The organism is Acinetobacter sp. OYA S30 (assembly GCF_033599315.1).
Lineage (GTDB): Bacteria > Pseudomonadota > Gammaproteobacteria > Pseudomonadales > Moraxellaceae > Acinetobacter > Acinetobacter baumannii.
Genome location: NZ_JAWVAV010000003.1, coordinates 122,689 through 138,595, shown reverse-complemented (window position 1 = coordinate 138,595; position 15,907 = coordinate 122,689). Strand labels below are relative to the sequence as shown.

General features: G+C 38.4%; 8 protein-coding genes and 1 pseudogene. 2 read left to right on the top strand and 7 right to left on the bottom strand.

Annotated elements, in window-relative coordinates; all coding sequences use genetic code 11:
• Nucleotides 1–94 precede the first annotated feature (94 nt).
• Complete coding sequence (locus R5R67_RS02805) at nucleotides 95–523, bottom strand: membrane protein (protein WP_001228338.1); 429 nt, start codon at nucleotides 521–523, stop codon at nucleotides 95–97.
• Between the two features lie 228 nt (nucleotides 524–751).
• Between R5R67_RS02805 and R5R67_RS02800 the strand changes: the two genes are divergently transcribed.
• Complete coding sequence (locus R5R67_RS02800; RefSeq protein ID WP_002014361.1) at nucleotides 752–1,951, top strand: MFS transporter; 1,200 nt, start codon at nucleotides 752–754, stop codon at nucleotides 1,949–1,951.
• 25 nt (nucleotides 1,952–1,976) lie between these two features.
• On the opposite strand, the gene R5R67_RS02795 is transcribed toward R5R67_RS02800, so the two are convergent.
• The 6 genes and pseudogenes from R5R67_RS02795 to R5R67_RS02770 all read right to left on the bottom strand — a co-directional run.
• Nucleotides 1,977–2,960: an ion transporter gene (locus tag R5R67_RS02795; protein WP_001221028.1), complete on the bottom strand. Its 984-nt coding sequence runs from the start codon at nucleotides 2,958–2,960 to the stop codon at nucleotides 1,977–1,979.
• Between the two features lie 138 nt (nucleotides 2,961–3,098).
• On the bottom strand, nucleotides 3,099–3,533 hold the full coding sequence (locus tag R5R67_RS02790) for a hypothetical protein (protein WP_000920882.1): 435 nt from the start codon (nucleotides 3,531–3,533) through the stop codon (nucleotides 3,099–3,101).
• A 228-nt stretch (nucleotides 3,534–3,761) separates the two neighbouring features.
• Nucleotides 3,762–6,401, bottom strand: a complete 2,640-nt coding sequence (locus R5R67_RS02785; RefSeq protein WP_000888596.1) for a bifunctional aconitate hydratase 2/2-methylisocitrate dehydratase — start codon at nucleotides 6,399–6,401, stop codon at nucleotides 3,762–3,764.
• A gap of 258 nt (nucleotides 6,402–6,659) precedes the next feature.
• Nucleotides 6,660–7,022 carry a hypothetical protein gene (locus R5R67_RS02780; protein WP_000976734.1) on the bottom strand — a complete coding sequence of 121 codons (363 nt, stop codon included), beginning with the start codon at nucleotides 7,020–7,022 and terminating at the stop codon, nucleotides 6,660–6,662.
• Between the two features lie 141 nt (nucleotides 7,023–7,163).
• Nucleotides 7,164–11,669 (bottom strand): translocation/assembly module TamB domain-containing protein, encoded by a 4,506-nt coding sequence (locus R5R67_RS02775; protein WP_318754747.1) that lies wholly within the window; start codon nucleotides 11,667–11,669, stop codon nucleotides 7,164–7,166.
• A gap of 26 nt (nucleotides 11,670–11,695) precedes the next feature.
• Nucleotides 11,696–14,194: pseudogene (locus R5R67_RS02770) on the bottom strand (autotransporter assembly complex protein TamA); the annotation flags it as partial.
• A 387-nt stretch (nucleotides 14,195–14,581) separates the two neighbouring features.
• Here R5R67_RS02770 and R5R67_RS02765 point away from each other — a divergent pair.
• On the top strand, nucleotides 14,582–15,904 hold the full coding sequence (locus tag R5R67_RS02765) for an MFS transporter (protein WP_000977590.1): 1,323 nt from the start codon (nucleotides 14,582–14,584) through the stop codon (nucleotides 15,902–15,904).
• Nucleotides 15,905–15,907: the final 3 nt, after the last annotated feature.

Here is a 15,907-nt window from a genome sequence, read left to right as displayed (position 1 = left end):
TACACAAATAAAAATAATTCTTATTATCATTAATAAATTTAAGTTAAAGATTTTTATATAAAAAGAAAAAGGCCAAGTGGCCTCTTTCATTACCTCATTGTTCTTTTACTTTTGGAAAAGCTTGATTAAAGTCAATAAGCTTATAACTTTTTACTAAATCATCTTCACCATAAGTCACTTCATAAGTTGTTTCTTTACCATTAAAGTATGCTTCAGCTGGAGTTCCAAATACTTCCCATAAACCTATTGAGGCAACATCTGCAACCCCATGCCCAAATGCACGACCTACTTTCACCCACTTTGAATAACCTTGCTGGAATGTATAGATTTCAACTCTTGTCCCATCACGGTACTCAGACAATACAGGTGCCCCAAACTCTGCAATAACATAATTACGAGAGCTACCCGGATTTAAAACATTTAAATTTTTTTTACTTGGTTGATTGCCAGCCATAAATACGGCACAACCAGACATAGATAACATAGCCATACCAATAAGGCAGGCAATACATAATTTTCTCACGATTTAACTTCTCTATTTCTTAAGTATTTATACAACTTATTGTAATGCTTAAAGTATTACGCGCTCATCATATCCAATTTGATAAAACAATTCGATAAATTATTCAATATAAAGATAAAATATTCCGGTTTTAAATGTGCAAACTTCCTCTCGAGATTCTAGTTTTTTATTATTTTGGTCTCTTTTCCCTTATACTTTCTTTTTTGAGTTTCCTTTTATTAATTTATTATGGCGTCACCCCAATCCCCTTCATCTTCCCCTCGACATTACTCACTCTTCTTGGCAATTTTTTCTCTCGCAGTAGGCGGTTTCTGTATTGGCACTACAGAATTTGTCGCAATGGGTCTTATTCAGGAAATTGCACACAATTTAAAGATTACAGTACCTGAAGCAGGGCATTTTATTAGTGCTTATGCATTAGGTGTTGTTATTGGTGCCCCTATTATTGCCATTTTGGGTGCCAAAGTACCTAGAAAGACCCTATTGCTTTGCCTCATGCTGTTTTATGGTATTGCCAATGCATGCACAGCTTTAGCACATACCCCAGAAACCGTTTTAGTCTCTCGTTTTATTGCAGGTTTACCTCATGGCGCATATTTTGGTGTCGGCGCTTTAGTCGCGGCTGAACTAGCAGGCCCTTCACGAAGAGCTTCAGCAGTTGCGCAAATGATGATGGGACTGACTGTTGCTACCGTTATTGGCGTACCCTTAGCAACATGGTTAGGTCAACATTTTGGCTGGAGAGCAGGTTTTGAATTTTCAGCAACGATCGCATTCTTTACTTTAATTGCTGTAGCTTGCTTTGTACCGAATATTCCAGTTCAAGCTACTGCCAGCATAAAAACAGAATTAGCTGGTCTTAAGAATATAAATATGTGGTTAACCCTTGCAGTCGGCGCAATTGGTTTTGGGGGCATGTTCTCGGTATATAGCTATGTCTCACCAATTCTCACTGAATACACCAAAGTTAATATCCAGATTGTTCCTATTGCATTAGCGCTGTGGGGCATCGGGATGGTGATTGGTGGTTTAGCTGCGGGTTGGCTTGCAGATAAAAACCTCAATAAAACTATTGTGGGCGTACTCATTAGCTCAGCGATCGCATTTGTAGTCGCAAGCTTTCTAATGAGTAATATCTATAGCGCAATTGGCTCTTTATTCTTAATTGGCCTAACCGTTATGGGTTTAGGTGGAGCTTTACAGACACGCCTCATGGATGTTGCAGGTGATGCACAAACGCTAGCAGCTTCACTTAACCACTCCGCCTTTAATCTTGCTAATGCATTAGGCGCTTTTTTAGGTGGTTGGGTACTGAGCCATCAGATGGGTTGGATTGCACCAATCTGGGTAGGTTTTGTACTGAGCCTTGGTGGCCTTATTATCTTACTCATTGCATTTGCTGTAGAAAAAGCAACTCAAAAAGCCTGAGTATGATCAGGCTTTCGTTGAATCTCTAATCTGTTAACTTTTCACCACAGTGCGGGCAATAACATTTCTTCTCTCTAACAGCTTCTTTCTCTTCTAATACTTTTTCGCGCATAATTTGAATAATCAGATTATGCGCTTGTTCTTTTGGTAGCCCTACTTTTTGTCGAATACGTTCTATTTCAACTTCATCATGCATGATATCAATACCACGCACTTGAAGTAACTCACGGAACTCTTGTTCAAGGCGCTGATTACGCTGGTTAAGTTCATTGGCCAAACCAGAAGCTAAAATACCAGCCGGTAAAGCAGCAATCCCTACCCCTAGAATTGTTATTAAGGCTCCCAATAGCTTTCCTAAACTAGTTACTGGTGTGACATCGCCATATCCGACTGTAGTTAAAGTCACAACCGCCCACCACATTGCTTTAGGAATAGAGCTAAAAGCTTCCGGTTGCGCTTTATTCTCAACGACATAAATACCAGAGGCAGTCATAATAATCATAATGATTAAAATAAAAATCACTGCCTGAAAAGAACCTTTTTCTCGCTTAATCACACATAGCAATATTTGCAATGAGATGAAATAACGAGTTAATTTTAATAATCGAAGTAACCGTAAAATTCTTAATATACGAAGATCTATTCGTACAAAGAAATTTAGATACGCAGGCAAAATTGCCATGAGGTCAATCAGTGCTTCACCACTTTTCATCCATGCTAAACGTTGCTTCCATGCAGCTTGTGTCGGATCACGCTCGACTATACTCCAGAGCCGTAAGAGATATTCAACACTGAAAATTGCAATTGAGACATTTTCAAAGTAGTCAAACCATATACGGTAGCTGTAATACAGATCATTTACTGTTTCTAGTAATACAGCAACTACATTCCCAATAATTAAGAAAACTAAAAAGTAGTTAATACATCTACTTACTGCCGTTTCGTAATCATGATTATGAAGGTTGTTATAGAAGAACCGACGTACTGTCTTCCATGCTAAAATTCGCATACGGATCTGAACCACGTTATATTGAACATATATTAAGCTCACATACGTAAATTCACCACTATAGCGGCCAATAAAATATTTTATTAATTGTATTAGCTAAACAATCATAAATAATATTTCATATTTACTAATTATATTTTAATGAGCTGCAACATATCTAAACTCATTTTCCTCCCACCATTGCACATCATATATACCGGCATGGGACTTCAAAATGACATTAATATAATTTTGTAGCAACATAATATGGTGAGTAATATCTAAGTTTCTAAAAAGAAATCTTCTTAAAATTGGTGTATTTGGTGAAATGAATATTGCAAAACCATTACTGTATTCTTCATAAACGCTAATACCGATATACATCGTAATCTCAGGTAATGGCACTTCTATTTCCCAGCCCCAACGCTCAGCATTTAACTCAATATTTAAGTGATATCTATTTTTTAATATACTATAAATATATTGTGCAATATCTTCAGTTTTCTGTACTAAAGTATTCCCGTCTTCTGCTGATAAATTTTGATCATATAGCTGATAATCATCAAATTTAAATTCAACAATTGTCTTTAGCATTTTTAAATTCCATATATAAAATACCCATGTTCTTTTTAATTATTTTTAAGTTCATACAAATATTTTAAAACAAAATCTTCTTTAATATCTAGCGTTATATTTATTTTTACATTTTATTAGAATAAAACATGATTAATTTATTATTTTAACAATTAAAATATGTACCAATTCTCATTAAAATAAAAAGGAGCTGAATAATCAGCTCCTTTTTTATACTAAATCGACCTATTAAGTCAACTGAGCAGCAGCAATTTTCTTAGTATCTACTTTATCAGCAGCATTTGTATATTCGCCCATTTGGTCGAAATTCAAATATTTGTAGATGTCAGCAGACATACTGTCAATTTGAGCTGCATATTGTTGGTATTCTTCTGGAGTTGGTAATTTACCAAGTACAGCAGCAACAGATGCAAGCTCAGCAGACGCTAAGTAAACGTTAGAACCTTGGCCTAAACGGTTAGGGAAGTTACGTGTAGAAGTCGAAACAACAGTTGTGTTCGGCGCAACACGTGCTTGGTTACCCATACATAATGAACAACCAGGCATTTCTGTACGCGCACCAGCACGGCCATAAGTGTTATAGAAGCCTTCTTCCATTAACTGATGTTCGTCCATACGTGTTGGTGGAGCCAACCATAAACGAGTTGTTAATGAACCGCTTGGTACTTTCTCAAGTAACTGACCAGCAGCACGGAAGTGACCAATGTTAGTCATACAAGAACCGATGAATACTTCATCAATTTTGTCGCCTTGAACGTCAGAAAGAAGTTTTGCATCATCTGGATCGTTCGGGCAGCAAAGGATAGGTTCTTTGATTTCTGACAAGTCAATTTCATACACTTTAGTGTATTCAGCATCAGCATCAGCTTTAAGTAAGCTTGGGTTTGCTAACCATTTTTCCATGTTTTCAACACGGCGAGCCATCGTACGTGCATCACCATAGCCTTGTGAAATCATCCACTTAAGCATTGTGATGTTAGAACGTAAGTACTCAGCAACTTTCTCTTCTGAAAGTGTGATTGCACAACCAGCAGCTGAACGTTCAGCAGAAGCATCAGAAAGTTCGAATGCTTGCTCAACTGTTAAGTCAGTTTCCATTTCTGTTAAGTCGATTTCTAAGATACGACCAGAGAAGATGTTTTTCTTACCTTTTTTCTCAACAGTAAGATCGCCTTCTTTGATTGCATAGTAAGGAATCGCATGTACAAGGTCACGTAAAGTGATACCAGGCTGCATTTTACCTTTGAACTTAACAAGAACTGATTCAGGCATATCAAGTGGCATTACACCAGTTGCAGCAGCGAAAGCTACAAGGCCAGAACCTGCTGGGAACGAAATACCAATTGGGAAACGAGTATGCGAGTCACCACCAGTACCTACTGTATCTGGAAGAAGCATACGGTTTAACCAAGAGTGGATAATACCGTCACCTGGACGTAAAGATACACCACCACGGTTCATGATGAAGTCTGGAAGTGTATGTTGCATTTGTACGTCAACTGGCTTTGGATAAGCAGCAGTGTGACAGAAAGACTGCATTACTAAGTCAGCAGAGAAGCCCAAGCAAGCTAAGTCTTTTAACTCATCACGAGTCATAGGACCAGTTGTATCTTGAGAACCAACTGTAGTCATTTTAGGCTCACAGTAAGTACCTGGACGGATACCTTGACCTTCTGGAAGACCACATGCGCGACCAACCATCTTCTGAGCTAAAGTGAAACCTTTGCCAGTGTCAGCTGGTTGTACTGGAGTACGGAATAATGTAGATGGAGCTAAACCTAAAGCTTCACGCGCTTTAGCAGTTAAGCCACGACCAATGATCAAGTTAATACGACCACCAGCACGTACTTCATCTAAAAGTACTGGAGTTTTAAGTTCAGACTCAGCGATTTGTTCGCCATTTTTGAACGCAGTTACTTTTGCAGCAGCATGATCGATTTTAAGAGTAACTTCGTCACCCATGTTCATGTTAGAAACATCGATTTCTACTGGTAACGCACCAGCATCTTCCATTGTGTTAAAGAAGATCGGAGCAATTTTACCGCCTAAGCACACACCACCGTCTTTTTTGTTTGGAATGTGAGCGATTTCATCACCAAAGAACCAAAGAACAGAGTTTGTTGCAGATTTACGAGATGAACCTGTACCAACAACGTCACCTACATAAGCAACTTGGTTGCCTTTAGCAATGAGTTCTTTAATTTGGCTTAATGGACCAACTTCACCTGGTTTTTCAGGGTTGATACCATCACGCTCATTTTTCAACATTGCATTTGCATGCAATGGGATGTCTGGACGGCTCCATGCGTCTTGAGCTGGAGACAAGTCATCAGTGTTTGTTTCACCTGTTACTTTGAACACAGTGATTTTGATTTCTTCTGGTACATCTTTACGACTAGTGAACCATTCAGCATCAGCCCAAGATTGTAAAACAGCTTTTGCATTTGCATTGCCAGCTTTAGCTTTATCAGCTACGTCATGGAACGCATCAAATACAAGTAATGTTTTTTTCAAAGCTTCAGCAGCCAAGCTACCTAATTCAGCATCATCCAGAAGCTCAACTAAAGGCGCTACGTTATAGCCACCAAGCATCGTACCTAGTAAATAAACTGCACGTTCTTTAGAAACTAGCGGAGATGTCGCTTCGCCTTTTGCAATCGCTGCCAAGAAAGCTGCTTTTACGTAAGCTGCTTGGTCAACACCTGCAGGAACACGGTTTTCAAGCAAATCAACCAAGAATGCTTCTTCACCTGCCGGTGGGTTTTTTAATAACTCAACAAGTTGAGCAGTTTGAGCATCATCAAGTGGCTTCGGTGGGACTCCGAGTGCGGCACGTTCAGCAACGTGTTGGCGGTAAGCTTCTAGCACGGTGTTCATTCCTCTTTTTTTAAAAAATTACTTGTAAATTCCAGCTTTCACAAAGCTTCACAAGTAATATGGACTACAAAATTTTACTAGAGTTCAAGCCAAAAGTTAATGAGCGCGGGGTGTTTCTCCGTGATGCCCATTATTTTGTAACTAAATACCCGTGTATAAATAATGATCTTAATAATGGATTTATCATGCGGTATTTTAAGTTAAAAGAACACTCCACCTTAGTGGAGTGTTTGACGATGTCTTATACACTTAGAATTTTTTGTAGTTTGGCATTTTGTCATGTGGGGTAACCAAACACTCATCTGTCATTTGTTTTCTAATCTTTTCTTGCAAGGCTTCTGGATTCGTTTTTAATTCGTCTTGTGGAATGGCGTAAACTTTTTCAATAATATTAAAGATGAATTTTTTCGTAATTTCGTCTTCAATTTTATTAGCATGCTCAATGGCTTGAGACTTTTCAATTGCTTGCTGACGATCAAACAGAATACTTCTTGCCGCATTCCCCACACTTGTACAATAGCCATGCCATTGCTCTTCAGGTGTTAAAGGCTTTTTTTCTGTACAGCCGACTATTAACATGCCCATTAAAACAAATAAAACTTTTTTCATCATTACTCTACACAGACTATGCTGCCCACATCATACTGAATCTGGCAGACTTTGCAAAAATTCTACTTATATGTCTTTATTTTTGCCCAACTTCAATAAAAAACCGAGATGTTTTCATCTCGGTTTTTAGTGTTCTTAAAGCGTTTAGAATCGCCAGTTATAGAATAAATCTATTGCTCGTTCTAAAGATTGACTTGCTTCCAAATACAAACGGCGGTTCATTTGATAACGCAACGTCAGTTTATTGACTGGAGTAAACACTCCCACACCATAACGAATAAATAAATCAGGTGTAATGTACCCAGTTAAACTTACTTGAGTATCATCCCCTGTACCTTGAGCATCTAATGCAAGACCACTCAAACCAAAAGTACGTCCAATTTGATTCGTTAAAGCACGAGTACCACCCAAGCCCATACTAATACCGGCAGCAGCAATTGTATTGTTCACATCAGATTTAAAGCCTTCTGCATTACTTAAACCACTTGCACCTTCATTAATACGCCCTGTCACGAGTGCATTTAATGCCTCTTGCTCAGAAAGGCCTGCATCATTATAAACTTGAATGTTTGGTGATGTAGCAGTACCAGTGACACGAACCCCAACCATACTACCCTGAACATTTTTATTCGCATCAATATCTAACGTCGGGTTTGCTAATGGACCATTAAAACGGGCAATTGCACGGTTTAAATCTAGGCTTTGACCATAGGCCTCAATTTTCACTTTTTGACTTACACCAATAGCACCCATTGCTCGCATTGCCGTTTCATAACCGCGTTGAGTTAAATTCAAACGTCCCACTAAAGGAATATTACTGTTAAAGCCTTGGAAGATGACTTGATTGCCAATATTTACCGAGATATCTGCACGGATATCCCACGGTTTTGCCGCACGTAAAATTGCAAGTGGGTCCTGACCTTGGCGAACAATACGAACATCTGAAGATGTGTTAACCACCGGTGCAGTTGTTTCAGGCATTGAAATACGTGCACGAGGAACATCTACTGATCCTTTCAAGCTTAAACGCTTATCAAAAGGATACATATCAAGTGTCAAATTCGGATTTGCAATGGCCGTAATTAATGGAGCTTGACGTACAAGTAAGTTATCACCTTTTAAGTTTAACTGTAGACGCGGTGCATTTTTCCAGTCAAAACTACCTTTAAGTAACCCTACACCTTGTCCACTATTGAATGCACCATCAATTGTTGCCATGTCCTGACGAATAGATGAATACACCTGTACATTGGTTAAATTAACCGGCAGGGAAATCATACTGATCGCCCCGTTTTTCAAACGCATTTCGCCCGTAAACTGTGGCTGGGTCAAAGTACCATTCACTTTGCCAGCTAAGGCTAAGGTACCACTCATTGAACGTACATCTTGAATGAATGGTTTTAACACTTTTAACTGTACATCGTTAAAAGCTACCTCTCCATGCATCGGCATAGATGATTGGTATGGATTAATAATAACATTCGCATATCCTGTACCAATATCAGGTGTTTTTACATCGACACGGAACAATAAGCCTTCTGAAATACTTTTCGCAATTACACTCAGTTCATCATAAGCCAAAGTAGTCGGTGGATCTTGCGGGTCTTCCGCTGCTAAGCCCAGTTCACCTTTTCTGGTCACTAAGCGTGCATCAAGCTTAGGATGCCCGCCATTTACCCAAGAGGCTTTAGCATAACCATTAAGTTGGCCAGTCATAGCCAAACCTTCCGGCATGAACGCAGCAAAATCACCTAAATCTAGATTCTGAGTAACAAATGAAATATTACCTTGTGCTTTACTCACACGCACAGGCTGGTCAAGACACAACTGACTATTTGTACTTTGCCAGCAATGTTGCCCAACATATAATTCAGAACGTGCCGATGAGAAAACAACTGGTGCATTTTGATTTTGTGCTAGACGAATTCGGCTTGAATCAAAACTTCCTTTTTGAATTTGCCCTAACCAATCATTCTTCGCATTAAATCCACCTGCTAACTGAACATAGAATTTAGAAACATTATTATTTCCTTGCACTTTTAATAAATGTGCTTTTCTTGTTCCTGTTAAATTCACCTCAGCAGACTGAATTTGACGGCTACCACTACGTAAATTGTCTAATTTTGCTGTTAACTGAGTTGGTGTTGTTTCGGAAGTAGGCAATTCACCCTGGATACGAAGTTTTTTAATACTGACTAATGTATTAAATGCAAAATTATCAACCGCAATATTAGCCGTAGCTTTCAAACGCGGTTGAGATTGGACACTCAAGTCTCCATATGCACGTCCACTTAAACCCGGATACAACTCATAAAGCGCAGGTGCATTCAGCTTAATTTTTAAATTCTGTGCATTACCAGTCGCCTGCAACTGGTTTTGTGCATAAACTAAAAATAGATTATTTGCCTCAAATTGCTGAGGTAAAAAACCTTTTTGGTTCGAATCCATAAGTATGGATAAGTTACCTTTACCTCTGACTGGCTTATTATTCAAATAACCCGCAAGGTTCAATTGTTGAATATCAATACGCTTTAACTTGTCAGACCAGATGCCTTGTGTTTTTACATTTCCTGAAATTTCGCCTTTTACACTAGAGGCAAAATATTGAGGTTTAAAGCGTACTAACGAGCTATTAATATCCCAAGCAATACGGTCTTTTAAATTTAATGCCCCAGTCGCATAGATTTTCCCAGCAACACCATCATGTTGTAACTGACTAATTCGGATAAATTCTGGAGTACCTGCAATAGAAAACTTTAATAGTCCATTGGCTTGATTAAGTGCTTTTAAAGATCCGTCATAATTGACCGCAAAGCCTTTAAAACCACCACCTGCTTTAACATCATTAAATAATAAAGCTGCTGTACTTTTTCCAGCTAGCGCAACCATTTCTTGACCTGCTTGAGCCAAGCGACCTTTTAAATCAATTTTTTCAAGCTGAATAATTTGTTGATTTGGCTTTGCAAAACCGCTGGCTTTAATTGATCCGTTGAGCAAGTTAACTGGCGCCGCTGTATGTATACTTTGTGGATTAAAGTCTTTTGCATTTAATAATGCATTCCATGCCAGCTGACGTTTTTCACTTGGTAATAAGACTTTGGCCTGACCTGTGAGGCTACCCTTTTGAGCCGCAAAACTAAAACTAGGAACATTAAGAATATTATCTTTAACATTCAAAGTTGCTAAATATTGTCCAGCCGGTAATAAGGTCTGTTCATGCTGATATACTTTTGTCGAAACTTTAATATCTTGCTGACCATCTCGCAAAGTCAAATCAACTTGACCACTATCACTACTTAACCAACCTATATATGGCATAGCACGATCTATATTTGCCCAAGCCACATTCATAAACATTGGTTGTGGCTTCTTATTCTTTTCAGGTGCTTGGGTTAGTTTAAGTTTCCAAGATTCATAGCGGTCAAAGTCTACATTGGCAAATACTTCCGTACCTTTTTCCAAAGAGCCAGTTGAAGAAACGGCTGCATCTAGACTTGGCGGCAAGAAATCCTGAACGACCTGTGGAATAGCTTTGTCTTTAGGATTAACATGATCTAGGCGACCTTTGATGTCCCAAGTGACATGATCTTTCCAGTTCACTAATCCTTTAAGATTAACTGCACCCTTCATGACCTGACCGTTAAAATCAGTAATATTCAACTGATGAACCAGATCAGTATTCATTAAGGCGTTGTACTGGCCTTCAGGTAAATTCTCCCCTTTTAAATCTGTCTCAAGTGCTAAGTTGAGTTGTTTAATATCACCTTGAAATTTAATTACACCGTTTTTAGCAAATAATTTTTGCTCAACCAGTAAAGGCAAGTGATAATTTTTGAGTAACAATGCACCTTGCATAGGCACTTCATGACGAACAGGATGTAAAACAACCCAACCTGTTAATAAATCTGGTGTTGTCGTTGCCACACCGGCTTGCAAGGTATCTAAACTACCTCGCGCTGCCACCTTAATATTTTGGATGTTTAAACTTTTTAAAGAAGGAATTCTTAAATCTGCAGTCGCATTCAGTGGATATTTACCGCTAAAGTCCATATTTCCTGTTGCGTTATGAACAGAAAGATACCCCATATCCATACTTGAATTTTCAAATTTCAGTTTTGTCTCTGACCACAAAGCATCATTTAAATGAACATCATGGAAATTTACGACAGAACCTGAATTTTTAATTTCTAAATGATCAACATCTCCAACATCTACACGAAGCACAAATGGTAATTTAATGGGTTTAAACTCAAATGGCTTATCCGATGGCGGAGCTTTGTTAATAATAACTAGGTTACGGACATCTGCATTGCTCAAATGCACTTCTTTTTCTAATATTAAAGAACGCCACCCTAAACGGACATCAGCTCTATCTAAAGTAACGTCAACTTCTTTTAACTGAACAATAATATTTTTAAGAATAATTCCCCTGAGTAAATTACCCCCCTCATACTCGTATTTAATGACTTGCTGAGCTTGTAAAACACGATCTAATAAAAAACGACTTCCACGGTCAGTCGACATCATAATAATGATGGAAGCAACAAGTAATAAAAGTATGATCAAGATTGTCAGCAAGAAGCTACGCAAAATACGTCGCTTCTTAGGAGAGCTAGGTGCCGAAGTGGGCTGCTGTTCTACTTCCGCCATAAAATAAACCTAATAAAATTTTATTTTTAAAGTTGTGGACCAATAAAGAAATGCAAACGAATCGGATGGTTATCATCAGAAATACCAGAAGCCACGTCTAAACGAATTGGTCCAATTGGGGACTTCCAACGAATACCAACACCCACACTATAGGCCGTCGGATTACTAAAACTCTTATCGTAAGCATTACCAAAATCAGAAAAAACAGCTGCTCGCCAACCCTCTTTGAATTGATAGTTATATTCTAAAGAGCCTACTGCTAGAGCCTGTCCACCAATCTTATATCCATTATCTTCTGGTGAAAGACTTTTATAATCAAAACCACGAATTGTCTGGTCACCACCAGTAAAGAATCTTAAATTGTATGGAACTTTATCAAACTCATCGGTAAAAATATAACTAAAATCGGACCGCCCAACAAACTGATGGTCATCATTTTCACCTAAAGAATAAATAAATCTCCAACCCGCAGTTGCAATCGCCATATTGGCATCTGAAAGTAAACTTTCACTACCTAATTCTAATTTATAAGTTTGTTTAAAAGCTTTGGTCGGGTTTAAGCGTGTATTACTTGAAGTTTTAGAGGTCTCATAACTAAATAATAATGCTTCTTGCTCTGATGCAGCAGTTTTAAATGCATCTGGTAGCTCAGAGATATCCACATTCCCCTTTTGAGTTAGGCGGTCGAGACGATAACGTACCCCAATAGTATGTTGCCAGTTTCCGAGCGGTTTTTTAATAACTCGCTCACCCCCTAAAACTGCCGATTCTGTAAGTAAACTTACATCCGGACCAATATCATCCCTCGTCTCACGCTCGTAACCACCCACAATATTAAAGTAATCATTTAACGGATGTTTATAAGGAATACTATAGCGCCCATCTATAGATTGACGAATTTGGGAAAGCTCCAAGTTTGCGTCAAATGAATGACCGTATTTATTCACAATCGAACGTCTATATTGGCTACGTAAACGAGCGCCAGTGTCGGTACCATAACCAATACCTGTTTCCAGACTATTTAGTTTATCGGCATTTAACGTCACAATCACTGGTATACGTTTTTCTTCCCGAGCTTGAGCCTGTAAACGGTCTTGTTCAGACTCTTGTTCTTCATGTTGTACAGTTGCAGCTTTTAAAGATGCAGGGGCGGCTTGTACACTTTCAGTTCCGGCAAATTGTTTTTCATCTACCACATTTTGTGTTACTTCTTTACTTGAGGAAGCCAACTGGCGTGCTTTGGCAAGTTGTTGTTGCTCTAAAGGAAGCAGCTTCGATTCGTCAATATCAACATTCTGCTGATCGACCAACGCTTGTAAATCGGGTGGTAACTCAAGTGGTTTTTCAATTGGGTCGGGTTTAATTGAATCAACCAAGGTATAGTTAAAATAGCGTGAGTTAGTCAGGTTATTTGCTAAAACATTTACACGCCAAAAAGCATAGTCATCACCCTCTTTCCACGGTGCCATGCTTTCAAGAATATTCATATTTAAAGGTAATGGTTTTGATGGATCGCTCATGCGAAACTCAACCTTACCAAGCTTATAACGCTCACCAGTCTCATACTTGAGGTTAATATCCGCTTTATTTTCAGGTTGGCTCACTTTTACGTCATGTAAACGCCAATACGCATCAAAATAACCATTATCCGATGCAGCATCGACAATTCGGCTTTTTGTGGTTTCGTAAAGGCCATGATTAAAAATATCACCTACATCTTGGTCAGGAACTAAACGAATGACCTGAAATTGTGGCTGTTTTGCACCAGCACCAGTAAATTCAATGTTTTGTTCATTAATCCGTACTGGTTCATTTGGCGTTACATTAACGCGTACGCGACTGGCACTTAACTTTTCAAAACGAAACTCAGCATTGTAATAACCTACAGCTTGAGCAGCCTGATTACTTAAGCTCCTAAGTTGCGGTAGCGCTGCATTAAAATCTTCAAATGATTCTTGGGTAAATGTAGATAATTTACCTTTGATATTTTTAGCTAAATCATCTGGCGCACCCGTAACCTCAGCAGTAATACGGGGTATCTGCTCCATTGGAATTACCCGAGGTGGACGGATTTTATTGAATATACGTCTAAAGAAACCTTTTTCTTCGGGTGGCTCTTCAACGGCAGCAGTAAGCTCAGGTAAAGTTTTTCCTGTTTCATTGGCTTCAACCACAATCTTACTATCAGATTGAATCTCATGCATGAGCTGGTCAATATTTACAGGGGCCTGATTAATTTCATGTAATTCTGCTTGTGATGCGTCATTCACCACCATTTCTGGTTGTTTTTGCGTACCATTCTGGAAGTTTTGAGCCTCGTTTTTTGCCTCTTCTGCTACCCGATAAATTTCATTTGCCATATTCTGATCAACAGGCATAACCGGTAAGTCTTCAAGATTATCAAGCGTAATTGGCTTAAATTCTTCAATCTGATTCGGAAATTGTTCTTGTTGTTGCAATATAGCCAAGCTATCTTGTTGTTGCTGTGCTTGAGTTACAAGAGTAGCGACATCGGTAATTGGAACATCACTTGGGTTATTTGTATTAGTTTGTTGTACCAATGAATCTGTTACCGACTGATTTGCTTCTGGTGTAACGGTCTCAGCCGAACTTTGAGCATAACAAGGAGTAACACATAAACTTAATAATAAGCTGCTACAAATAAGTTTAGGTATACTCTGCATTTTTAAGATTAAATGCATAGAGTGAGAAAGAGTTGACTGTTTAAACTTAATTTTAGAAGGCATGAAAAACTCTAAACTTATTTTTTAATAAACGCACCAATATGAGGACAAAACTCACTCAAAACCATTGATTTTTCATTTAATCAAGCGTTAAAAATATCATACATGGTTTTAGATGCAAATTAACACTCCGTCACATTTTTTTATAAAACTCAATGAAGCTTGCACATGATGAAACAAGATGAATCCCTGATGACATCACGTCGGTTTGTACCGATGTTTTTTACCCAGTTTTTTGGCGCATTAAATGACAATGTTTATAAGCAAGCTTTATTGTTAGTCATTACTTATGGTTGGATTCAGCAACAATCTGCCCCAGTAAGCACACTCAATAATTTAGCAGCATTGTTGTTTATTTTGCCATATTTCTTTTTTTCAGCAACTGCCGGACAAATTGCGGATAAGTATGAACGCTCACAACTTGTCCGTGGCATAAAAATTTTAGAAATCATTATTATGCTCATCGGTTCTGCCGGTTTTTTATTGGGGCATTTATGGTTGCTTCTTTTAGCCCTATTTTTGATGGGCACACATTCGACTTTCTTTGGTCCCATTAAATATGCCATTTTGCCAGAAATCTTAAAACCACATGAACTCATGTCTGGCAATGCCCTGTTTCAGTCTGGTACATCCATGGCCATCTTATTCGGAATGATCTTGGGCGGTGCCGTAATTGCATCATCAGATGGAAACTTATTGTGGATTAGTATTACTGTAGTAGCGATTGCTTGCATAGGTTATTTATTCAGCCGTTTCATCTTGCCACAAAAAGTTGCCGCACCTGATTTAGATATTGACTGGAACTTTATTCGTACAAGCTTTCAAACTATTAAATATGCCAAAAGCTTACCGTTAGTGTTTACAATTTTGTTAGGTAATTCATGGTACTGGTTTTATGGAGCGACTTATTTAACCCAAATTCCGCAGTTGACTCAGCAAAACCTTCATGCATCGGAAAATGTGGTTAGCCTATTACTCACTTTCTTTTCAGTCGGTATTGGTGTGGGTTCTCTTCTTTGCCGCAAAATCGGTGGTTCAGAAATTAATATTAAAATGGTGCCAATCGGTGCAGTTGGCCTTACTGTTTTTGCGCTTTACCTTGCAGCCAGTCTGGCTTTTGTACCTGAAAGAACTGGAGCATTACTGACTTTAAAAGATGTTTTCACCCAAGGCTGGGTTTACTACCATGTCATGATTGCTGTGACTTTATTGGGTATTAGTGGCGGTTTTTATATTGTTCCTCTATATGCCATGATGCAGGCTTACTCACCACGCTCACATCGTGCCCGAGTGGTTGCAGCAAATAACATCTTAAATGCCGTTTTTATGGTTTCTTCTGCAATTTTCTCAATCTTAATCTTAAGTGTTTTAAAAATTGATATTAAAATACTATTTATTATTACAGCTGTACTTAGTGCAATCTTTAGTATATGGCTTCTTGCCCGACTAAAACCAATGCTTGCCACAGCACATCTTTCTTTGGAGGACTAATTT

Coding starts and splice junctions, on each gene's coding strand:
- R5R67_RS02795 (WP_001221028.1), bottom strand. CDS start 2,960: ATGCGAATTTTAGCATGGAAGACAGTACGTCGGTTCTTCTATAACAAC.
- R5R67_RS02765 (WP_000977590.1), top strand. CDS start 14,582: ATGATGAAACAAGATGAATCCCTGATGACATCACGTCGGTTTGTACCG.
- R5R67_RS02790 (WP_000920882.1), bottom strand. CDS start 3,533: ATGCTAAAGACAATTGTTGAATTTAAATTTGATGATTATCAGCTATAT.
- R5R67_RS02800 (WP_002014361.1), top strand. CDS start 752: ATGGCGTCACCCCAATCCCCTTCATCTTCCCCTCGACATTACTCACTC.
- R5R67_RS02780 (WP_000976734.1), bottom strand. CDS start 7,022: ATGATGAAAAAAGTTTTATTTGTTTTAATGGGCATGTTAATAGTCGGC.
- R5R67_RS02775 (WP_318754747.1), bottom strand. CDS start 11,669: ATGGCGGAAGTAGAACAGCAGCCCACTTCGGCACCTAGCTCTCCTAAG.